This is a genomic window from Enterococcus sp. C50 (genome assembly GCF_040887505.1).
Classification (GTDB): Bacteria; Bacillota; Bacilli; order Lactobacillales; family Enterococcaceae; genus Enterococcus_B; species Enterococcus_B thailandicus.
This window is the reverse complement of sequence record NZ_JBFOFW010000001.1, coordinates 36,645-58,538: the sequence shown is the minus strand read 5'-3', so window position 1 is coordinate 58,538 and position 21,894 is coordinate 36,645. Positions and strand designations below refer to the sequence as shown.

Below are 21,894 nucleotides of genomic sequence, written 5' to 3'. Positions count from 1 at the left end.
GAATCGTTCTATGTGGTCTTTCGTACTATTTCCTTGCTCTAATTATTCATCTGTTTCTAAAACGTAAGGCTCACCTTCATACGTATAACTTGTATTTAATGTGCCATCATTTTCATCTGCATACACACGACGGCTAAATGGGAAACAATGGCTCTTTCCATCCACTGCATTTTCTTTGGCCAAGGTGAAGTGATCTGCTTGTGTCTTATTTAATTCTTCAATCACTTGATCCGCTAACTGATCAATTGTTTCATTATTTTGTTTTGCAAATTTTTGATAATCTTTTAAAAATGCTGCTTGTTGGTTAAAGTATTCTTTTTCCATTTGACATTCCTCCAATTTAAACTCCTTCTTTATTTTCACAAAAAATCCGCTAGATTACAACTAATTATACTTTTGAAGCCTTCAAACACTCCCAGAACAAAGAAACACGCCGACAATTCTTCAACTGTTTGTCGGCGTGTTCGTTGTTTATTTATTTTCTGCAATTTCAGCTAAAGCTGCTTGTGCAAGTAAGTTCAAGTAGTTCCAAGGACGATCAAAGTGTGGTTGGAAGAAGAAATCAGATAATGCTAGATCTTCAACTGTCATTTTGTTTTGTACAGCAAGTGACAATGTATTAGCAGATTGTGTAATGTCATATTTCGACATAAATTGTGCACCAACAATACGATTTGTCCCATTTTCATAAACTAATTCCATCAACACTTTTTCAGTTGTTGGCATAAACTCTGGACGATAATTATCTTCAAATAAAGTGGCATGAACATCCAAATTATTTAATGGCGCACTTTCAAGTGTTACACCAGTTGAGCCAATTGTCCAACCAAATAGATATAAACCTGATGTTCCTTGTGTACCACGATAATGCATTTTATTTTCAGTTAAGTTATATCCAATCAACAAACCTTGGCGAACGGCATTTGTTGCCAATGGAATATAATTTTGTGTATTTGAAGGGTTATAGTGAACAACAGCTGAATCACCGGCTGCAAAAATGTCTGGGTTACTTGTTTGCATATATTCATTGACCTTGATTGCGCCGTTTGGCAATGTATCAACTTTTCCAGCAACCAACTCTGTATTTGGTTTAAAACCAACACATAAAATAACCATATCAGCATCAAATGTTTCACTAGGTGTTTTGACTTGTTTTACTTTGCCTTCTTCATCTGAGATAAACTCTGATACATTTTCACCCAAAGCCAAAGTTACTCCACGATCAACCAATTCTTTTTCCAGAACATCTGTGAATGGTTTATCCAAATATTTATTTAAAATACGGTCTAGCCCGTCAATTAAAGTTACTTGTTTTCCAGATTCAACAAAAGCTTCAACCAATTCGATTCCAATATAGCCTCCACCAACGATTACGACGCGTTTTGCATCTTTAGCTTGTGCAATAATTTCATTTGCTTGGTTATAGTTTTTACATAGTAAAATATTTTCTGATTCGATTCCTTTGATTGGCGGAATAATTGGCCATGAACCTGTTGTCATAACTAATTTGTCATAAGAAACTGTTTCAACTTCACCAGTCTTTAAATTTTCTGCAGTTACAGTTTTATTTTCTGTATCAACATCTGTAACATTGTGTTCCATTTTGACTGTCGCACCTAGCCCAGAAAGTTCGTCTGGATTTGAGTAAAACAACCCAGCAGGATCTTTAACTACGCCTCCAACATACAAAGCAATCCCACATGATAAGAATGAGATATTGTCATTACGTTCATAAATTGTTACTTCTGCTTCTGGATGATTATTTAAAATACTTTTTACAGCTGCTGTTCCAGCGTGGGTGCAGCCAATTACAACTACTTTCATGGTAATCCCTCTTCCTGCTAAACTTTTTGTCTTTTGACAATGCTAACTATAGCAAAAATAAAACGTATTCAGAAATTTTATGCTTGTGAATTCACAAGGTAAAATTCGCTTACTTTTTAAAAGGAAACAGGAAGAAAACCTGTTAAAAAAAGCCTCGCGCCGTAGTGTTTGAGACTTCACAAAAAAAAGGATTGTGAAAGCGCAAAAAAATAAAAAACTATTTTATCCAAAATTCAGATAAAATAGTTTTTTATTGCTTTCTTTTTCACCAAGTATCGCCAAAATAGATTAATTACGTTTTTTCTTTTGTGATACATTTTTTAATTAAACAGACTCACTTGCACGTGCTTGCTGACATTCTGGACACAAGCCATACAGTTCAAGACGATGTTCGTTAATCTCAAAATCAGTCAAACGACTTGCAGCCATCTCAACATCTTCAAGACCAGGATAATGAAAGTCCACGATTTTCCCACAGTTTTGACAAATCACATGGTAATGGCGTGTCGAAGTAAAGTCAAAACGACTTGACGCGTCACCGTAACTCATTTCCTGTACAAAACCAATAGATGTAAATAACCGAAGATTATTATAAACAGTTGCGACACTCATATTTGGAAAACGATGTTCTAACGCTTTATAGATTTCATCAGCTGTTGGATGAGAATGATGTTCGATTAAATACTCTAAAATTGCATATCTTTGAGGTGTGATACGAATATTTTCATGCTTCAGTTTTTCGATTGCCTCGTCTACCAATTTGTTGCCCACATTGACACCTCCTACGTAGTCATTCACATATTATCATACTATTTTTATTTTTTAAAATCTACATTTCATACAGATAAAATTAAAATTCATGCTTTTCTATTAAAAATGTTAAAGTGAACCTAAAGATTAATAAGGTATATAAAAAAGGCCAAGACAAATTTTCGTCTTGACCTTTTTGGTAGCATTGATTTTAGTCCTCTTGATACAATGCAGTTGATAGGTAACGTTCGCCATTGTCTGGCACAATAACTAAAACTTTTTTTCCTTTACCTAATTCTTTCGCAATTTTTAAACCGGCTGCAATTGCAGCACCAGAAGAAATCCCCACTAAAAAGCCTTCTTGGCGACCGACTTTTCTTGAAGTTTCCATTGCTTCTTCACCAGTGATTGGTAAAATTTCATCGTAAACTTTCGTATCAAGTGTATCTGGTATAAATCCTGTTCCGATTCCTTGAATTTTGTGTGGACCAGCTGGTTTTCCTTCTAAAACTGCTGATTCAGCAGGCTCAACACCGATCACTTTAATTTCAGGATAAACACGTTTCAATTCATGTCCGGCACCAGTAATTGTTCCTCCTGTTCCAATTCCAGAAACAAAAGCGTCTAACCCAGCTACTCCAAAAGCAGCTTGAATTTCAGGACCAGTTGTCTTTTCGTGGATTTCAGGATTTGCTGGATTTTCAAACTGAAGCGGTAAGAAATAATCATGTTCTTTTGCTAAACGTTCTGCTTCTCTAATGGAACCAGAAATGCCATCAGCTCCAGGTGTTAAAATTAATTCAGCGCCGTAAGCCTTCATTAGCAATCGACGTTCCATACTCATTGTTTCAGGCATTACGATAATCACTCGGTAGCCCTTGGCTGCTCCGACCATTGCTAAGCCAATCCCTGTATTACCAGAAGTAGGTTCAATAATTGTGTCACCAGGTTTCAGACTTCCGTCTTGTTCCGCTTTTTCAATCATGCTTAAGGCAATGCGATCTTTCACGCTACCTCCCGGATTGAAAAATTCCAATTTAACATAAACTTCTGCAGAATCCTCTGGAACTATTTTGTTTAATTTAACGATTGGTGTTTCTCCAATCAAATCAGTAATTGCTTGATAGATTTGTGGCATGAAACTCTCTCCCTTCGACCTGTCTTTACTTCTTCATCATAATACAACCCCATGCTATCTGGCGAATATTTCGTCTTAAAAAAAGCGACAAAAAAGTAGTTTAGATATTTGATCTAAACTACTTTTTAAAAAATCTTATCTCAAAACGATTAACGACTTAAGTTATTAAACAGTTAACTCTTGTCCAACCATTAGTGAATAGTCGCTTAATCCGTTTTTCGCCATTAAATCATCAATGGTCATCCCAAATTTTTGGGCAATTCCCCATAATGAATCACCAGAAACAACCGTATAAGTTTGACCTGTTCCAGTTGACTGCGCGCTTTCACCATAACTTGATTGTGTCGTAGATGAAGTCGTCGTTGTGGTCGTGGTTGTTGTCGTGCTGGAAACAGCACCAGTTGATGGTGTGTCAAAACGTGTTAAATTGTACGTACTAATCAATGAGTTTAGCTTATCACCATAAGTTGGGTCAGTAGCATAGCGACCTGTCAAATAAGCTGTAGCATCATAAACGCTTGTCGTATTGCTTTTCCAAGCACCTGAATAGTGATAATCACCAGTTGAAAAACTAGTTGAACGTAGCACATTCGCATGGTCTTGGAATGATTCCCAATAAGAAGAGTATTTACGGAATGGTTCATTCATCGTCACCCATTGACCATTTAAATACTCTTTTGTCGGCATATAAACAACGGCACCATTATAACTTCCTTTAACACCAAATAAGTTATAATTCGGCGCACTTGCTAATCCAGATGTTCCATAAGCACTTTCAAGTAATGCTTGGGCAATCATCACAGAAGCATACAAATCATTGTTGGCAGCAACTTCTGACGCAGACCAACCAATTTGGTTAATGAAAGACTGAGGATCAGTTGTTGTTTGGCTCGCACTTTGTTCATCTGCATGTGCACTTTGTGGTGCTGCTGTAACCATCATTGGCCCAACCAAAAGACTTGTCCCCATTAATGGAGCAATGGCTTTTTTATTAATCACCATAGGTTTCTTCGCCTTATGATGACGGGCGCTACGGGTTTTCAGCTCTTGCATTCGTATTCCTCCTCAAAATAAAAAAACTTTAAATAAAAGTTCTCTCCTTAAAACAAACTTAATTAAATAAATTATACGTTTATTTTGACAAAATCTCAATTTAATCTGAACGTTTTCTACTCATGTAACGAAATTGTAACACTACAGAAATCAAACAGCAATCTTTCTTTACTCAATAAAACAAGCTGGGAATTTACCCCAGCTTGCTTCTTTCATAATCAAATTACTTGTTTTTTATAGTTCTTCGTAGGTTTTTACAACATTTTCAACTGTGAAACCAAATTCTTCAAGAATTTTATTTCCTGGTGCTGATGCGCCAAAGTGATTAATTGTAATCGTTGTTCCTTCTGTTCCAACGTAACGTTCCCAGCCAAATGGTGCAGCCGCTTCGATCGCAACACGTTTAGTTACAGCTTTAGGAAGAACACTTTCTTTGTATTCAGCAGATTGCGCTTCAAACAAGTCAAAACTTGGCATTGAAACGACAGAAACGTCTTTGCCATTTTCAGCTAATACTTTCTGTGCTTTAACCGCTAAATCAACTTCTGAACCAGTTGCAATCAAGATACCTTCTGGTGTTTCACCTTGTGCAGGAGAAAGTACATAAGCACCTTTTTTCACCATCTCATCAGCTTTTTCTTTTGTTGATGGAAGAACTGGTAAGTTTTGACGACTCAACACTAAAATTGTTGGTGTTTTTGTTGACTCCATGGCGATTTTCCAAGCAGCACGTGTTTCATTGCCATCAGCTGGACGTACAACATGAACGCCTGGCATGCAACGAACAGAAGCGAGTTGTTCGATTGGTTCATGTGTTGGACCATCTTCACCCACTGCTACTGAATCATGTGTTAGTACATAAATAACTGGTGCTTTTTGAATGGAAGCAAGACGAATAGCTGGACGTAAGTAATCCGTGAATACAAAGAATGTTCCACCATAAATACGTGTACCGCCATGTAATTGGATTCCGTTCATCGCTGTTGCCATAGCAAATTCGCGAACGCCAAACCAGATGTTTCGACCTTCGTAGTTACCTGGTTCGAAATCAGTTTCAGCTGCAACCATTGTATTATTTGAGCCAGATAAATCAGCAGAACCTCCCCATAAGCTAGGAACTGCATTTGAGATTGCTTGAATCATGTCTTTGCTTGACACACGACTTGCTTGGCTATGACCTTCATCATAACTTGGCATCTCAGCATCCCAATTTTCTGGTAGTTTTCCAGCAAACGCATCTTCAAATTGTTGCGCTAATTCTGGATAAGCATTTTTATAGTTAGCAAATTTTTCATTCCATTGTGCTTCTGCTTTTTCGCCATCTTCAACCATTTTTTCGTGGAAACGAGTTGCTACTTCTTCAGGCACTGTGAAATCTGGATAGTCCCAACCGTAAACTTCTTTAGCAATTTTAATGCCATCCGCTCCAAGAGGTGCACCATGAACAGCAGATGTACCTTCTTTAGGTGCGCCATAACCAATAACTGTTTTAACTTCAATTAATGTTGGTTTAGTTGTTTCAGCTTTAGCTGCTTCAATCGCATTTGAGATTGCTTCTAAATCATTGCCATCTTTTACTAAGATATGTTGCCAGCCATATGCTTCATAGCGCGCACCGACGTTTTCTGTGAAAGCTTTTGAAGTTGGACCATCAAGTGAAATATCATTTGAATCATATAAAACGATTAATTTACCTAATTTCATATGTCCAGCCATAGAACTTGCTTCTTGAGAAACGCCTTCCATTAAATCGCCATCACCACATAAAGCATAAGTATAATGATCGACAACATTAAAGTTTTCTTTATTATAAGTTGCTGCAAGATGTGCTTCTGCCATTGCCATACCAACAGCCATGCCAATTCCTTGACCTAGTGGACCAGTTGTTGCTTCAACGCCATCTGTATGATGTACTTCTGGATGTCCTGGTGTTTTTGATCCCCATTGACGGAATTGTTTCAAGTCATCAATTGTTACTTGATATCCAGATAAGTGAAGTAAACTGTACAACATTGCTGAACCATGACCAGCAGAAAGTACAAAACGGTCACGATCGACCCAATTTCTTGAAGTAACAGGATTTACTTTCAAATGTTTTGTCCAAAGTGCATATGCCATCGGTGCAGCACCCATCGGTAAACCTGGATGACCTGAATTTGCTTTTTGTACAGCTTCAATACTTAATGTGCGGATTGTGTTAACGCCTAGTTGATCAATTTTGTCGAACAAAAGAACCCCTCCAATTTAGGTTTTTTTTACTGTAATTCATTTCATACTCATTTTAGCGGATACAAATCAAAAAATCAATGCTTTTTGGTATTTTTTACCAAAAAGCACACTAACGGTCATGTAAGCCTTTTTCTTTTTGAATTTCTTTTAATTTATCTGGTGTAACATCGTTTCCTTCAGGATCAACAATTTTCATCCCTTCAATATGATGTCTCATACCAGAGCGAAAAGCTGTTAAATATTCTTCTCTCAATAAGATTTGTTCTTTTTCTTCTTCTTTTGAAAGTCCCTCAGCTTTTTTCTTTTTGGCTAATTCATTAATACGTGCAATTTTTTCAGGTGATAACATTATCAGCCCTCCTTTTTCTCTTCTTATATTATATAAAAAAAACAAAAAAAACAACTAGGTATCTATATTTAGATACGAACATTTGTTTGAAACAGCGCTTTTTATGTGGTATTATTTAAATATTAAGTGAAAGAAGGTGTACTTTGTGGCCCGACAAACTGAAACACGACAAATCGAAGTCTTACGTTATATCCACGAACAAGTAACCCGAAAAGGATACCCACCAACCGTTCGCGAGATTGGTGAAGCTGTTAACCTTTCTTCAACATCAACTGTCCACGGACATTTAGCACGATTAGAAAAAAAAGGATTTATTTTGCGCGATCCGACAAAGCCACGGGCAATCGAATTAACGGACTTAGGTTTAGATCAGATTGGAATCAAGCCATCGACTATTCCAATGCTTGGCGTTGTTACAGCTGGTGAGCCGATCCTCGCTGTTGAAGACGCCTCCGACTTTTTCCCTGTACCACCAAATTTAACTTCAGAAGAAGGCAGTTTGTTCATGCTAACCATTCGGGGCGAAAGTATGATCAACGCAGGGATTTTAGACGGAGATAATGTTATCGTCCGAAAACAAGAGAGCGCTAAAAATGGAGATATTGTCATCGCTATGACGACAGAAAATGAGGCAACTTGTAAAAGGTTCTATAAAGAAAAAGATCATTTTCGTTTACAACCTGAAAATGATTTATTAGATCCAATTATTTTAGATGAGGTAGCCATTTTGGGATTGGTAGTTGGTCTCTATCGTAGCCACATTTATTAACATGATTCATTCAAAGAATTGTAGAAAAATTTCTGCAATTCTTTTTTTATTGTTCTTTCCTCTTTACAAACCGAACAAACATTCGTATAATGATTTTACGAACAAACGTTCGCACAAATAAATGAGGTGAGAATTCATGAAATCAATTAGACGTATTGGCTTGGTATTACTGGTTTTATTCTTAGGTATTTTGATTGGCAATTTTGGGATCCAACCGGCATTGATTATTTTTCTTCCGTTATTCACATTGTGGTTTATGTTGTGGGACGAAAAAAAATATCGTCAAGCCGAACAGCGTAGGCTTCATGAAGAACATTTCTATCATGAACATTACTTACGCTCTCGGCAATCTTGAAAGAAAGACCAACGTAAATAATCGTTCGTTACACCTGTCTACTGGCTATCATACTTAAGGCAATTGCTCGTTTTCTACTTTGGATTAGCCAAAGTATTCATTCGATAAGATCTATTACCCTTTTATCAAAAAGAAAAAAGACTGGGACAAAGCGAAAGATCCAGTCGTTCTTAACACATTTTTCAATTAAAAAAAGCCTAAAATCAACGTTTTTAAAAACGAATTTTAGGCTTTTTCTATTTAAGCTATTTTTGTTTCAGTTCCTTTTTGTATTTCTTAATTAGTTGACTATTTTTTTAACTCCCACGATGCATCACTACCTGGTACAGATTGTGTCCACCATTTAGCAAGATATTGTTTGCCATTATAGTTCACTAAATCGCCAGCGACATAAGTTCCTCCTTTGTAATAATCCACGCTTCCGTCTTCGTTTTTAATTATTTCTTTTTCCCAGACTTGTGCGGATCCTGGAGTATCTCCTTTTGTCCACCATTTTGCAGTGTAAGTTGTTCCTTGATAGCTTACCTTATCGCCTTTGACGTAAACTGTCGTTGCTGAATAAGCTGAAATACTTTCTTTTTCTTGAACCGTGATTGTAATTGTTTGCGTTGTTTTTTCACCTTTACTATCAGAAACTGTATATGTGAGAACATTCGCGCCCGCTTTTGAAGTATCTACATCTCCTGTCACAGCTATTTTCGCGGTCAGGTCACCATCTTCTTGATCGTTTGCCGTTACGCCCGCCAATTTATCAAAGTTTGTTCCAACTTCAATTGTTTGATCCTTTAGACCAGAAAAAATTGGTTTCATATTTGCATTTGGATCAACCACAGTAATCGTCCGAACCTTTTCTGAATGATTCTTCTGACTGTCTGTCACAGAATATGTTACTTGGTATTCACCAACTTTCGCAGAATCTACTGTTCCTGTTGTCGTAATTTTAGCAGTTAGGTCGCCATCTTCCTGATCAATAGCTGTCACACCTGCTAGTACATCAAACGAGTCATTTAACTCAATTGTTTCATTTGTTGCTCCTTTAATTACTGGTGCTTGATCTCTTACACCTAAATCTCCATCAAATTCACCCATAATTTTTGAAAATTCATAGGTTTCTTGCTCAAGTCCTGTATTTTTTAAATCTTCATTCAAATCGTTATCCCGATTCAACGACCAAAAAGAAAGCATTCCAATTTGTTTTTCGTTTGCATAAGCTAATAAAGCTTTAGCATCCGATTGAGTAAATGTTTCATTTGCTTGACTTGATTTTCCTACCCATGGTGTTAAACCAATTTTCTGATAAATTTGTGAATCCGTTAGGTCTTGATTAGCATCACTATAAATTCGTTTTATTTGTCCAGCTAAACTCTCTGACGCTTGTTCGACATATGTATGGTATGTATCTGTTGGTCCTGTAACAAATGACGGGCCAAAACACATCGTCATGATATTTACACCATGAACATTAACCTTTTTCTGAACAGCATCTTGTAGTACGTTATACGCGTCATTGTCTGTCCCTTCGCCTACTAAACCAGTCGGTAAAACAGGGAATGTGTACCAAACGTCAGGAGCTTCGTCACCTAACTTATCTTGCATGATCTTGATTGCATCGTTATTTCTTTCCCAAGCTTCTTTGTCTCGAACGTGAGCCCCTTCAATATCGAAATCAATCGTTGTTAATCCATAATGCTCGACAATCTCAATGTATTTATCCGCAAGTTCTTCAGCGTTATCATAGACATCTTGAAGCGGCGTTCCGTTTTCACCACCAAAAGAAACCAATACATCTCCACCTTGTGCGCGGAACTCTTTGATTTGATTAGCAAATGCAGTGACAACTGAACCATTTGTTCCGGTGCCATCTACATTATAATAGCCGCCAAAAGAGGCCGTCTTCGGATTACTTGGGTCCGATACAATAAAACCAATATTTGCATAACTGATGTTTGATTTCTTCACTTCTTGACCAATAGGATACAATCCTTGATACCCATTCTCTCCGTTATACCATAAACCACCATCAATGTACGGCGCAAAAACCTTCTCGCCCCACTTCACACCCTGTCCTGCATCAACACCTGCATACGGAGTATTTGGATCAACATTTGGATCAATCGTTGGTTCAAATGGATTAGCAGTAACACCTGCGTTAAGAGTAACTGAACCATCAGAAGCAATTGTTCCTACTTCTTCCCAGCCAGTTGAAGTTGCTTCACCTGATCCTGGCGCTACATCTGTAGCCCCATTTTTCCACCAAGTTGCTGCATAAATTTTACCATTGTGTTTGACTTGTTTTCCTGTTGTGTCTGAACTTCCAAATTCTGTTAACTTTGTGACTTCTGACCATTCCAACCAGGCCTCTTCTGTTAAACTTGTTGTTGCTTTTGAACTCGTTTTTTCTTCAGCACGAACTTGGATAATCGGCTGGATTGTTGAGACAGCAAGCCCACCTAACATCAAGCCACAAATGAGCGGTGATGCTACCTTTTTTATTAGTTGTTCTTTTTTCAATAAAATCATTCCCCTTCAACAAACTATTTTACAAATTATTTTCGATGAATGTTTACGCATGTTTTGATCCCGGGTTTCAAAAAAATGAGTGAAACAATATCTGTTGTGAATATTAATGGACTCTGCCATGCCAAGCAACCCCCAAATAATGTCAGTAATCCGACATATTTAGGGTGTTTTTTTTGTTCAAAATACCTTTATTTGAAAGTTTTCATTATTGTAAATGCTCTCTTTAACAACACTCCTCAGTAAACTAGTTAAATTGTCATCAAGTGAAGATTTCCTTTTGCTAACACTCTTTCTATCCTTACAAAACTATGGACATTCACCTCTCTTTTCACTATTCTTAGAAGCAATCAATCAACCTTTTTTAGAGTTTAGCGTGAACTTGTTAAGAAAGTTTCTTATCAAATTTCACACAGGCTTTCTTTTGCCAACTGTTTTTTGCTGAAATGAACGAAAATAGAGTGAACTCACAAAAAATGTATCGTTATAATATAAGTGTTATTTATGTACGAAAGAACAAGTTAATTACGAGTCATTTTCTTTTATTTTTTCATTGAACCCAGAATAAAATTATTTAATACATCAAAAAAGATCTTCAGAAAAGATCAGACATTGTGTCTTAGTCATTTCTGAAGATCTACTTTTTTCTATTAGTATTCCATCAACGTAATGATGTCATAGCCCTTAATTTTATCACGGCCATGTAAGTCCATCAATTCAATCAGGAATGCACAACCAACAACTACGCCACCTAATTTTTCAATCAGTTCGATCGTTGCTTTGATTGTTCCGCCAGTTGCTAACAAATCATCACAAATCAACACACGTTGACCTGGTTGAATCGCATCTTTGTGTAAAGTCAATGTATCTGTTCCATATTCAAGGTCATAAGTTACTTCAATCGTTTCACGAGGCAACTTTCCTTTTTTACGAACTGGTGCAAAACCCACGCCCAACTCATACGCTACTGGACAGCCGACAATGAATCCACGCGCTTCAGGTCCGACAACCATGTCAATCCGTTTTTCCTTTGCATAATCGACGATTTGTTTTGTTGCTTCACGATATGCATCTCCATCTGCCATTAGCGGTGAGATATCACGAAAAACGATTCCTTTTGACGGATAGTCCGGAATACTGGCAATATAATTTCTTAAATCCACTGTTTGTTTCCTCCTAGGTTGTTAACCATTTCTTAATGGTAGGAATATCACTTAGTAGTAAAAATTCCTCAACTTTAATTTTCTTTAGTCGCTGTTGATACAGAGTGCTTTCAGTCAACGGGTGACTTTCTGGATGGGCGACTTTTTGCAAAACACCATCGTCTATTGTAACAAATTTCAATTCAAAAAACACCTGAATCATAAAAATTAATAATTTTTCTGGAATTTTTAAATACTGCGCGACTGCTTTTGTTTTATAGCGAATATCAACTTTATCTTGTGTTTTAATAAACTGAAACAAGCGAGCATATTGTTCTCTCGAACCAACTCCATTAAGATAAGCTTCTTGTGAAGAAATACCCAATAAATAAACTCGGCTAAACGTTCCCGCATGAAACACAGCTTTCAACTCATCAAGTTCTGTTGGGCAATCCACTAATACAAGCGATTCTGGTTGATTCGTTTCCAGCCAACTCTTCATTTGATCCATTTCTGTAAAAGTAACTATTTGTTCACGAATACTTGGAGAGACCTGTTTTTTAACTGTCTCGTCAAATGCTAGATAACATGTTTTTTCTGGTAATGCTACGTGGTCACGGAATCGTTTTGCACGCCAATCAAACACTTGAAGTCCTTTGACCTCGAAATCAGAAACCAATAATTGTGCTTTTTTTCGACCATTCCATTCATTAACTGAGAGTTTACCAACGATATCAAGTGAATCATTTAACAGTTCATTTTCTTGAGAACCAAATCCAAAAGCAACTGCATCTAGCTGCTCCCCCTCATCTGTTAAAACGAATTTCAAATGTTGTTGATTTGCACCAATCTTTTTTACTTGTGTCGCAGTCACTTGTTTGAATAAAAATTGTGGTACAGGATTATCGGTTCCAAAAGGTGCTAACAATTTCAACTCATCTAATAATGTCAAAGAAGCATCTTTAGGCGAAAGCACCTCATCAATTTTCATCGCTGGTCCTTTCGTCAGATCAATCTGATTTTCTTTCACATACTCATTCATTTTTTCTTGCAACAACTCAATGTTCTCTTGGGGCATAGTCAAACCAACAGCTGCATGATGTCCACCAAAATAAGTAAATAAATCTCTCATTTGATTCAACATTTCATAAAGATTCAAGGCCTCTACACTACGCCCGGAACCCTTGGCAGATCCATCTTCTTTTAAAGTCAGTACAATCGTGGGTTTACCCGTTTCGTTCATAATTTTACCCGCAACGATTCCCAAAACGCCTTCGTGCCAGCCATTATTCGCTAATAAATGGATACTGTTAGCAGGATTTACCATCGCTAATGCTTCTTGAGTAATTTCTTCAACAACGCTTTTACGTTCTTCATTGATTTCATTTAATTTTTTTGCTTGTGTTTGAGCAACTTCTTCGTCAAAGGTCGCCATCAGTTCCACTGCGGGGTTAGGATCACCCATTCGACCAATCGCATTCAAGCGTGGTGCGATGGAAAAACCAATAGTCGTTTCATCAGCATCTTTCATTTTTGCTCCACTTTCAGCAAACAATGCTTGTAAACCAATTCTTTCTGAATGGCGAATAGCATCAATTCCAAGTGAGACTAAACTGCGATTTTCCCCAGTTAGCGACACTAAATCAGCGATTGTTCCAATTGCAACCAAATCTAAAAATTCTGCTGGTGCTTCTTCCAACAAAGCTGTTGCAACTTTGAAAGCCACTCCTACACCTGCTAAATCAGTAAATGGATAATTTCCATCTGGGTGTCGTGGGTGAACGATTGCGAAAGCATCTGGTAACACTGCCGGCATCTCATGGTGATCGGTTACAATAACGTCAACTCCGACACTTTGAGCATAGGCAATTGCTTCATTCCCAGCAACCCCATTATCAACGGTAACAATCAATTGTGTCCCTTGATTAATTTTTTCTTCATAGACAGCTTGGTTCGGTCCATAGCCGTGTTCAAAACGGTTAGGTAAAAAGGCCTCTACTTCTGCCCCTAGTAATTCAAGTGTTTCTTTCATAATTGTCGTACTGGTGATTCCATCGGCATCGTAATCGCCATACACAAGAATCTTTTCGCCACTGATAACTGCCTCTTGGATTCTGCTGATTGCTTTATCCATATCATGCATCAAGTACGGATCATGTAATTGTTGTTCTTTTGGATATAAAAACTGTTTGATTTCTTGTTCTTCCTGATATCCGCGCTGCCAAAGCATTCTGCCAATAAAAGGAGATAAGTTATGGTTATTGATTAGCTGAAAAAAAGCTTCAGGTGGTTCTTCGGCACTTAATTTCCAATCATAATTTGCTTGCTTCACTGTCTCACTCCTAACTTAGTTATTATAGCAAACGAAACCGACAAAAAGAAGAGGTGGAAAAGAAGGTTGTGGCGCAAAACGCTTGGCTCCGACAAGATAGCGCGTAAGCACTCAAAATAGCTTTCCATATTTTGTAGTGAGTGCAAGCTATATCGAGAAGTTGTTTTGGGAACACCGTAAATAAGGTTGTGGTTCCAAGCGGTCAGCTTCGAAAAAATAAAGAGCAACTGCTAAAAATAGACTTTCATATTTTTAAACAGTTGAGAGTTATTGTGAGAAGTTGCTTGGGGAACACCGTAAATAAGGTTGTGGTTCCAAACGACCAGCTTCAAGTAATAAGGAAACTTTTCTAAAATGCGAACAAAAGCTTATTTTAGCTTTAGCTAGCACCTAGATGACTTTCCCCTAAACAAGCACAAAAGGAGCGCGACTTCGTCACACTCCTTTTCTAATTCAGTTTGACTAACTGATTAATCAAAATAATTGAAGCTTTGTTGTGGAGATTGAGCTCCGTCTTCTTTGGTGTCACCAGTCTCTTCTAATTGACTGATTTTCACCGTTTTCGCTTGTAGTTCTGCTTGATAAGCGGCCTCTAATTCTGCCCGTTCATTACGAAATTCGCGTTGTTGTTCTTCTTTTGCTGTTTCAATTTTTTGCTGTACGCTACTTTGATATTCAGCAAGTTCCTGTGTTAAGTTTTTGATTTCTTTTTTTTGTTGCCACAAACTAGCTGAAGCTGTTAAAAAGACGATCAAAGCGCCAATCAGTGCTGAACCAATAATAACTAAAATTAATGGCGCTGAAAATGAAGCAAACCCCAGACTCACCGGAACTTGTTCAATGTTGAATACTGCAAATAAAACAATCACTAATACTAAAAGAAACCCTAAAATCACACTGCTTTGTTTTTTCATTTTTTCACCTACTTTTTATTAAAAATTCCCCCAGCTAAATAATCCCCAATGTGTGGGAAAAGCGTATAGAATTTGGCTGCGATTTCCATGATAACTGGTTGGTTGATTTCACGTTTTGGATGACTCATATTCCGCACAATTTGCTTTGCTAACTTCGTTGGATCTAGTACGATTTGTCCTAAGTTAGCTAAGTATTCTCCGCTTGGATCTGCTTTATCGAAAAATTCTGTAGCAATTGGCCCTGGATTAATAGTCGTGACTGCGACCCCAAATGGTTTTAATTCCAATCTCAATGCATTGGAAAAACCAATCACAGCAAATTTAGTTGCAGAGTAAATCGTTGATTTAGCTGTAGCCATTTTCCCTGCCATTGAGGCTAGATTAATGATGTGCCCACTCTTTCTTTCTGCCATATCGATTGCAAATTTTTGTGTCAAGACCATCATACCTAACACATTAACCTCAAACATATCATAAGCTTTTCCTAAATCAAATTGTAGGAAATCTTCGAAGATGCCAAAACCAGCATTGTTAACCAATACGTCCACTCGACCAACTTCTGTCATCACTTTTTCATACAGGCTTTCAACGCTTTCTGGATTGCTAACGTCCACTTGAAAAGCATAGGCTTCTTTGCCACTCAACTCTTGACACTTTGCTTTTACTTCTCCAATCAACTGAATCCGTCGAGCACAAGTAATCACGATAGCTCCTTGTCTTGCTGCTTCATAACAGATTTCTGCACCTAATCCCGCAGATCCACCAGTCACCAATACCACTTTATTTGCTAATTTCATGACAGTACCTCCTCGTCTCTAAATGGAATATCAATCACATCGAAATCTTTCATAATCGTTGTGTTTGGAAAAATTTCTTGCGCTTCTTTTTCCAGCTCAAAAGCTGCTTTACCAACATAACGAGCGCTAATATGCGTTAACAACAAACGCGCTGTCTTCGCTTTTGTTGCAACTTCTGCTGCTTGATGAGAAGTTGAATGAAAATAATTATGTGCCATTTTCGCTTCATTTTTGTTAAAGGTACTTTCATGGACTAATACGTCACTATTTTGGGCAAGTTCAACGGCATTAGCCGTCTTTCTTGTGTCGCCTAAAATCGTAACAATCCGCCCTTTTTTATCAGGACCCACGAATTCTTTGCCATTAATGGTTGTACCATCTTCTAGCTGAACTGTTTCTCCGCGCTTCAACTGACCATAAACTGGACCGGCAGGCACACCTAATTCTTTTAAGCGTTCTACTTGCAACTCGCCCTTATGATCCTTTTCGACTACGCGATACCCATAACTATCAATTCCGTGATCTAATTTCTTTGTATACACTGCAAACTGTTGATCTTTAAAGATTGGTTCATCTTCACGTACTTCAATAAATTTCAACGGATAACTTAAACGAGTTTGTGAAACAGATAGTGCTGTCTTAACAAATTGCTCTACCCCTTTTGGACCATAAATTTCTAATGGTGTGTCTCCACCTTGAAATGAACGACTACTAATTAATCCTGGTAACCCAAAAATATGGTCGCCATGTAAATGCGTAATAAAAATCTTTTCGATTTTTCTTGGACGAATATTTGTACGCAAAATTTGCATCTGTGTGCCTTCACCACAATCAAATAACCAAATTTCATTACGTTCATCTAATAGTTTTAATGCGATACTTGTTACATTTCGCTGCTTCGCAGGTACCCCTGCACCTGTCCCTAAAAATTGTAATTCCATAATCTACCTGACTTTCTATGAGTTCCCTCTAATTTTAGGGGAAAATGCACGGATAAGCAACCGAAAAAGACAGAGAAAAGTGCCTCAAGTACACTTTTTCTCTGCCAGAATTCACTTTTTTGTTGGAACTATTCAAAGTGAAAATAAAACAGAACTTATTCTTGTTCGTTTTCATCATCCTTTGATTGATTCTCAACTGGTGGATGTTTTTCACTCCATGTTTTTTGAGCTGCTTCTTTTGTGCTACGTTCAACTTCTTTCGCATCGGCAACATCTTTTTCGACATCATCATAGTCTAGACGGGTAATTTCTCCACCCAGTTCCATCATAACTAATTGGTTCAATGGACGATTATCTTCTTCTTCCGCAATCAAAATCAGACCAGTAGCACCTTCGCCAATTTTATCGCCAACAAAGTCAAAAACAGTTTGTGCATTTTGAATTTCTTTCGCGTCTTGAGTTGCTCCAATCATTCCGCCTGCAAACCAGCCAAGTAAAATACCAAGTGGTCCACCTAAGATACCAACGAGCATACCAATCATGCCACCCTTGGAAGACTTATTACTTCCAGTAAAGTCGATAAAATCTTCGACTTTAAATTGGTGTGTTCCATTGGGATCGTGACTGATTACAGCCATTTGTTCGCCCTTAATTTTTCGAGTAGCATGAAACTTTTTGATTTCTGAAAAGGCTTGATAAGCTTGACTCTCCACATCAAAATTTAAAATAATCACTCGTTTGTTCATTTGACTCACTCCTCACTTTTTGCGTTCATTTCATTTTACCTTTGATTTAGCCAGAAATAAAATAATAACCCCTAAAACAGAAGTGTTTACTTTAAAAAATTAAAAAAACAAAAAAGCGGTGTGTTAAAAGCAGCTTAAATAGAAAAAACGCCTAAAATTCGTTTTTGAAAACGGTGATTTTAGACGCTTTTTAAATTAAAAAATGTATTTGTATTAAGAACAACTGGTATTTTGCTCCAGTTTATTTTTCCTAATGAACGTTGTTTCCAAAGCAACTCTCATTATATCTTGCAATCACCGCAAAATGCTGAGCACTTCTTTCACAGCCTTTTTCACTTCTGTCCTTTATTCAACAAATTCAAACTCGAATTCACCAATCCGAACGATATCGCCGTCTTTAGCACCGCGGGCACGCAATGCTTCATCAACACCCATACCACGTAATTGACGTGCAAAACGCATAACTGTTTCATCGTGATCAAAATTCGTCATTTGGAATAATTTTTCGATTCGCTCACCAGTTAATACCCAAGTAGCATCTGGCTCACGATCAATCTTGAAGTCTGGCCCTTCAGGTGTGAATCCGTAATGAACCGTTTCTTCCTCAATTTCTTCATCGTAAAGGGGAAACTCTGGTGTGACTTCTAGTAAATCGGCAGTTGCATTCAATAACGCATCCAGCCCTTTACGTGTCACTCCAGAAATTGGAAATACTGGAATGTCATCTGCAAATTCATCTGCTTTTTCTTTATTCAATTGCTCTTTGAATTTCACCAAATTTTCTTCTGCATCTGGCATATCCATTTTATTCGCAACAATCAGCTGTGGGCGTTCTAATAAGCGCAAATTATAAGTAGACAACTCATGATTGATCGCTAAATAATCTTCGTAGGGATCTCGCCCTTCCATCCCGCTCATATCAATTACATGTAAAATAACACGAGTACGTTCAATATGACGTAAGAATTGCGTACCTAGACCAACGCCTTGTGAAGCTCCTTCAATTAAACCTGGTAAATCAGCTGCCGCAAAGCTTCGACCATCAGTCGTTGTGACCATTCCAAGATTAGGAACTAGCGTAGTAAAGTGATACGCACCGATTTTTGGTCGTGCAGAAGAAATAACTGAAAGTAATGTTGATTTTCCGACTGAAGGGAAACCCACTAAACCAACATCTGCTAAGACTTTTAATTCCAATTCGATTTTACGCTCTTGTCCTGGTTCACCGTTTTCTGCGATTTCTGGTGCAGGATTACGTGGTGAAGCAAAACGAGTGTTTCCGCGACCACCGCGACCGCCTTTAGCAACTACTAAAGTTTGACCATTTTCAATCAAATCACCTAGTAAAGCACCTGTTTCTGCATCACGTACAGTTGTTCCTTGAGGGACTTTAACGTATGTGTCGTCTGAACCGCGACCATGCATTCCCTTGCTCATTCCATTTTCACCCGGTTGTGCTTTGAAATGACGATTGAAACGAAAGTCCATCAATGTGCGCAAGCCTTCATCGACAACTAAAATAACATCGCCACCGTGACCACCATCACCACCAGCTGGTCCGCCATCAGGAACATACTTTTCTCTACGAAAAGCAACCATTCCATCGCCGCCCTTACCAGCTTTCACATCGATTGTTACTTGATCTAAAAACATGGACATATTCTCGTCCTCCTATTTGTATTTATTTATTTAAATTTCTCGACTACCTGAATTTCCACAATAAACAAAAGTCCTATTTATTTTAGCGATGAAATCACGTTTTGTCTATCTTTTCAGCCAAAACTTTGCTATCTCTTACCATTTTTTGCATTTTTAGCAAATCCAACTGAAATTTTCGGAAAAATCAAGTGAAAAGATAAATTTTTTGACAAATTTTAAATTTAGTAGCAAACTTAAATCGTATTAAGAGAGGTTGCGGCACTTTCACAGCCCTTAAATTAAAGGAGGAACTTTTGATTATGACAGTAAAAGTAGGTATTAATGGATTCGGACGTATTGGACGCTTAGCGTATCGTCGTATCAAAGAAGTATCTGATGACATCGAAGTAGTTGCAATCAACGACTTAACAAGTCCAACTATGTTAGCACAATTATTACAATTCGATTCAACACATGGTACTTATCCTGGAACAGTTACTGCTACAGAAGACTCAATCGTGGTTGATGGGGAAGCAACTCGTGTTTATGCTGAACCTGATGCAAGTAAAATCCCTTGGGTAAAAGAAAACGGAGTAGACATCGTACTAGAATGTACTGGTTTTTATACTTCAGAAGAAAAAGCACAAGCTCACTTGAACGCAGGCGTTAAACGCGTTGTGATCTCTGCCCCAGCTGGCGCAATGAAAACAATCGTTTATAACGTAAATGATGACACTTTAGACGCAAGTGATAAAATCATCTCTGCTGGATCATGTACAACTAACTGCTTGGCACCAATGGCTTATTTCTTAAATAACGAATTTGGTATCGAAGTTGGTACAATGACAACTGTCCATGCTTATACTTCAACACAAATGTTATTAGATGGACCAGTAAAAGGTGGAAACTTGCGTGCTGCTCGCTCTGCTGCTGACAACACAATTCCTCACTCAACTGGTGCTGCAAAAGCAATCGGTTTAGTTATTCCTGAATTGAACGGCAAATTACAAGGTCATGCTCAACGTGTCCCTGTTGTTGATGGTTCATTAACAGAATTAGTATCAATCTTAAAAACAAAAGTAACTGCTGATGAAGTCAATGAAGCAATTAAAAAACATACAATTGACAACCCATCATTTGGTTATGATGACCGCGAAATCGTTTCTGGTGATGTAATCGGAACAACTCAAGGTTCAATCTTCGACCCAACACAAACAGAAGTAACTTCAGCTGGTGATTACCAACTTGTTAAAACTGTTGCTTGGTACGATAACGAATATGGCTTCACTTGCCAAATGATTCGTTTATTAGAAAAATTTGCTAACTTATAAGAAATTTTCCAATCAAAATTTCTTACCATACTAAAAAGAGCTGAGACAGATGTCTCGGCTCTTTTTATAGTTATTACACTGAACCACTTGATTCATCATCACATACTTAAAAATACTTCACTAGGAAATCTTTTACTACTTGCTGATATTTTTCTGGGTCAATAGCATATGCCTTAGCATGCTCCGCCCCTTTTACGATATATTTTTCTTTTGGAACATTGGTCGCTTCATAGACTTCATTTAACATTTCAAACGGAACAAACGTATCTTCATCACCATGAATAAAGAGCATTGGCGTTTGGTTTTTCTTCAATTGTTTGACTGCACTTGCTTCATTAAAAGAATAACCTGCTCGGACTTTCGTCATTAAACTAGTCGCAGGCATCAATGGAAATGCCGGTAGATTAAACATGTCTGCTAGTTGGTATGAAAGTTCTTCATTTACAGAAGAATAGCCACAATCCTCAATGATTGCTTTCACATTTTTAGGAAGCTGCTCTCCACTGGTCATCATCACCGTTGCACCACCCATGCTGATTCCATAAAGAGCAATTTCTTCTTGTTTTCCATTTGTTTCAAGAACTTTGTTGATCCACTTTACATAGTCCTTTCTTTCTGGCCAGCCAAATCCAATATAATTTCCTTCACTTTTTCCATGTCCTCGTGCATCTGGGAGTAAGACATTGTAGCCTAAATCATGGAAAATTTTAGCATAGTTTGCCATCGTTTCAGCATCGCCCATATAGCCGTGCGCCGCAATCACTGTCTGGCTACTTGGTTTTGCTGCAGGCAGATAAATCGCAGAAAGTTTTAGTTGATCATCTGATTCGATCGTCCAATGCGTACGATTTTCTTTTGCTTTGAACCACGTTTGCGTTGCAGTTTCTTCTGCCGTTTTTGTAGTGCCAGGTGTATCTTCGCCAATAAAGTCTTTCGGCGCTGGAACGATTGCATAATTATAAAAATAATTTGCTGCAAAACCTAACCCAATCGTTACTACCAGGATCACGCCAATACTAATTTTCACCCAAAGTTTCATGTTCTCCACTTTTCTCCTATCACTTAAATT

Annotated in this window: 19 protein-coding genes; 3 read left to right on the top strand and 16 right to left on the bottom strand. The window is 37.7% G+C overall.

Features of this window, described 5'->3' with window-relative positions:
• Positions 1-42: 42 nt before the first annotated feature.
• From AB3I20_RS00275 to AB3I20_RS00245, 7 genes are all read right to left on the bottom strand, one after another.
• The gene (locus AB3I20_RS00275; protein ID WP_095803679.1) at positions 43-324 is read right to left on the bottom strand and encodes a DUF5960 family protein; all 282 of its coding nucleotides are present in this window, start codon (positions 322-324) and stop codon (positions 43-45) included.
• Positions 325-471: 147 nt separating this feature from the next.
• Positions 472-1,824 carry an NADH oxidase gene (locus tag AB3I20_RS00270; RefSeq protein ID WP_067482316.1) on the bottom strand — a complete coding sequence of 451 codons (1,353 nt, stop codon included), beginning with the start codon at positions 1,822-1,824 and terminating at the stop codon, positions 472-474.
• Between the two features lie 324 nt (positions 1,825-2,148).
• Positions 2,149-2,595 (bottom strand): peroxide-responsive transcriptional repressor PerR, encoded by a 447-nt coding sequence (perR, locus tag AB3I20_RS00265; RefSeq protein ID WP_067482318.1) that lies wholly within the window; start codon positions 2,593-2,595, stop codon positions 2,149-2,151.
• 190 nt (positions 2,596-2,785) lie between these two features.
• Positions 2,786-3,712, bottom strand: a complete 927-nt coding sequence (cysK, locus tag AB3I20_RS00260) for a cysteine synthase A (RefSeq protein ID WP_067482320.1) — start codon at positions 3,710-3,712, stop codon at positions 2,786-2,788.
• Positions 3,713-3,877: 165 nt separating this feature from the next.
• On the bottom strand, positions 3,878-4,765 hold the full coding sequence (locus AB3I20_RS00255) for a glucosaminidase domain-containing protein (protein WP_067482322.1): 888 nt from the start codon (positions 4,763-4,765) through the stop codon (positions 3,878-3,880).
• Between the two features lie 234 nt (positions 4,766-4,999).
• Complete coding sequence (tkt, locus tag AB3I20_RS00250) at positions 5,000-6,994, bottom strand: transketolase (protein ID WP_368026788.1); 1,995 nt, start codon at positions 6,992-6,994, stop codon at positions 5,000-5,002.
• A gap of 109 nt (positions 6,995-7,103) precedes the next feature.
• The gene (locus AB3I20_RS00245; RefSeq protein WP_067482326.1) at positions 7,104-7,343 is read right to left on the bottom strand and encodes a DUF896 family protein; all 240 of its coding nucleotides are present in this window, start codon (positions 7,341-7,343) and stop codon (positions 7,104-7,106) included.
• 145 nt (positions 7,344-7,488) lie between these two features.
• On the opposite strand from AB3I20_RS00245, the gene lexA reads away from it, so the two are divergent.
• Both lexA and AB3I20_RS00235 read left to right on the top strand, forming a co-directional pair.
• Positions 7,489-8,112 (top strand): transcriptional repressor LexA, encoded by a 624-nt coding sequence (gene lexA, locus AB3I20_RS00240; RefSeq protein ID WP_067482328.1) that lies wholly within the window; start codon positions 7,489-7,491, stop codon positions 8,110-8,112.
• Positions 8,113-8,248: 136 nt separating this feature from the next.
• Positions 8,249-8,467, top strand: coding sequence for a hypothetical protein (locus AB3I20_RS00235; protein WP_067482330.1), 219 nt, complete (start codon positions 8,249-8,251; stop codon positions 8,465-8,467).
• Positions 8,468-8,755: 288 nt separating this feature from the next.
• On the opposite strand, the gene AB3I20_RS00230 is transcribed toward AB3I20_RS00235, so the two are convergent.
• From AB3I20_RS00230 to obgE, 8 genes are all read right to left on the bottom strand, one after another.
• The gene (locus AB3I20_RS00230; RefSeq protein WP_368026787.1) at positions 8,756-10,978 is read right to left on the bottom strand and encodes an immunoglobulin-like domain-containing protein; all 2,223 of its coding nucleotides are present in this window, start codon (positions 10,976-10,978) and stop codon (positions 8,756-8,758) included.
• Positions 10,979-11,634: 656 nt separating this feature from the next.
• Entirely contained in the window at positions 11,635-12,147 is a 513-nt protein-coding gene (locus AB3I20_RS00225; RefSeq protein ID WP_067482334.1) for an adenine phosphoribosyltransferase, read from the bottom strand.
• A gap of 13 nt (positions 12,148-12,160) precedes the next feature.
• Positions 12,161-14,458: a single-stranded-DNA-specific exonuclease RecJ gene (gene recJ / locus AB3I20_RS00220; RefSeq protein ID WP_218657839.1), complete on the bottom strand. Its 2,298-nt coding sequence runs from the start codon at positions 14,456-14,458 to the stop codon at positions 12,161-12,163.
• Between the two features lie 470 nt (positions 14,459-14,928).
• Entirely contained in the window at positions 14,929-15,372 is a 444-nt protein-coding gene (locus AB3I20_RS00215) for a lipopolysaccharide assembly LapA domain-containing protein (RefSeq protein WP_067482338.1), read from the bottom strand.
• Between the two features lie 8 nt (positions 15,373-15,380).
• Complete coding sequence (locus tag AB3I20_RS00210) at positions 15,381-16,169, bottom strand: SDR family NAD(P)-dependent oxidoreductase (RefSeq protein WP_368026786.1); 789 nt, start codon at positions 16,167-16,169, stop codon at positions 15,381-15,383.
• Positions 16,166-17,110 (bottom strand): ribonuclease Z, encoded by a 945-nt coding sequence (gene rnz, locus AB3I20_RS00205; RefSeq protein WP_067482342.1) that lies wholly within the window; start codon positions 17,108-17,110, stop codon positions 16,166-16,168. Before rnz ends, AB3I20_RS00210 begins: the two co-directional genes overlap by 4 nt.
• 155 nt (positions 17,111-17,265) lie before the next feature.
• The gene (locus AB3I20_RS00200) at positions 17,266-17,856 is read right to left on the bottom strand and encodes a DUF1269 domain-containing protein (protein ID WP_067482344.1); all 591 of its coding nucleotides are present in this window, start codon (positions 17,854-17,856) and stop codon (positions 17,266-17,268) included.
• Positions 17,857-18,201: 345 nt separating this feature from the next.
• Positions 18,202-19,515, bottom strand: coding sequence for a GTPase ObgE (gene obgE, locus AB3I20_RS00195; protein ID WP_067482346.1), 1,314 nt, complete (start codon positions 19,513-19,515; stop codon positions 18,202-18,204).
• A 299-nt stretch (positions 19,516-19,814) separates the two neighbouring features.
• Between obgE and gap the strand changes: the two genes are divergently transcribed.
• Positions 19,815-20,825, top strand: a complete 1,011-nt coding sequence (gene gap, locus AB3I20_RS00190) for a type I glyceraldehyde-3-phosphate dehydrogenase (RefSeq protein WP_067482348.1) — start codon at positions 19,815-19,817, stop codon at positions 20,823-20,825.
• 106 nt (positions 20,826-20,931) lie between these two features.
• On the opposite strand, the gene AB3I20_RS00185 is transcribed toward gap, so the two are convergent.
• Positions 20,932-21,864 (bottom strand): alpha/beta hydrolase, encoded by a 933-nt coding sequence (locus AB3I20_RS00185; RefSeq protein WP_067482350.1) that lies wholly within the window; start codon positions 21,862-21,864, stop codon positions 20,932-20,934.
• Positions 21,865-21,894 lie beyond the last annotated feature (30 nt).

Bases quoted from the DNA above. Each gene is read 5' to 3' on its own strand.
- AB3I20_RS00185 (WP_067482350.1), bottom strand. From the start codon at position 21,864: ATGAAACTTTGGGTGAAAATTAGTATTGGCGTGATCCTGGTAGTAACG.
- cysK (WP_067482320.1), bottom strand. From the start codon at position 3,712: ATGCCACAAATCTATCAAGCAATTACTGATTTGATTGGAGAAACACCA.
- AB3I20_RS00245 (WP_067482326.1), bottom strand. From the start codon at position 7,343: ATGTTATCACCTGAAAAAATTGCACGTATTAATGAATTAGCCAAAAAG.
- AB3I20_RS00215 (WP_067482338.1), bottom strand. From the start codon at position 15,372: ATGAAAAAACAAAGCAGTGTGATTTTAGGGTTTCTTTTAGTATTAGTG.
- AB3I20_RS00275 (WP_095803679.1), bottom strand. From the start codon at position 324: ATGGAAAAAGAATACTTTAACCAACAAGCAGCATTTTTAAAAGATTAT.
- rnz (WP_067482342.1), bottom strand. From the start codon at position 17,110: ATGGAATTACAATTTTTAGGGACAGGTGCAGGGGTACCTGCGAAGCAG.
- AB3I20_RS00270 (WP_067482316.1), bottom strand. From the start codon at position 1,824: ATGAAAGTAGTTGTAATTGGCTGCACCCACGCTGGAACAGCAGCTGTA.
- obgE (WP_067482346.1), bottom strand. From the start codon at position 19,515: ATGTCCATGTTTTTAGATCAAGTAACAATCGATGTGAAAGCTGGTAAG.
- AB3I20_RS00255 (WP_067482322.1), bottom strand. From the start codon at position 4,765: ATGCAAGAGCTGAAAACCCGTAGCGCCCGTCATCATAAGGCGAAGAAA.
- gap (WP_067482348.1), top strand. From the start codon at position 19,815: ATGACAGTAAAAGTAGGTATTAATGGATTCGGACGTATTGGACGCTTA.
- AB3I20_RS00200 (WP_067482344.1), bottom strand. From the start codon at position 17,856: ATGAACAAACGAGTGATTATTTTAAATTTTGATGTGGAGAGTCAAGCT.
- AB3I20_RS00235 (WP_067482330.1), top strand. From the start codon at position 8,249: ATGAAATCAATTAGACGTATTGGCTTGGTATTACTGGTTTTATTCTTA.
- AB3I20_RS00210 (WP_368026786.1), bottom strand. From the start codon at position 16,169: ATGAAATTAGCAAATAAAGTGGTATTGGTGACTGGTGGATCTGCGGGA.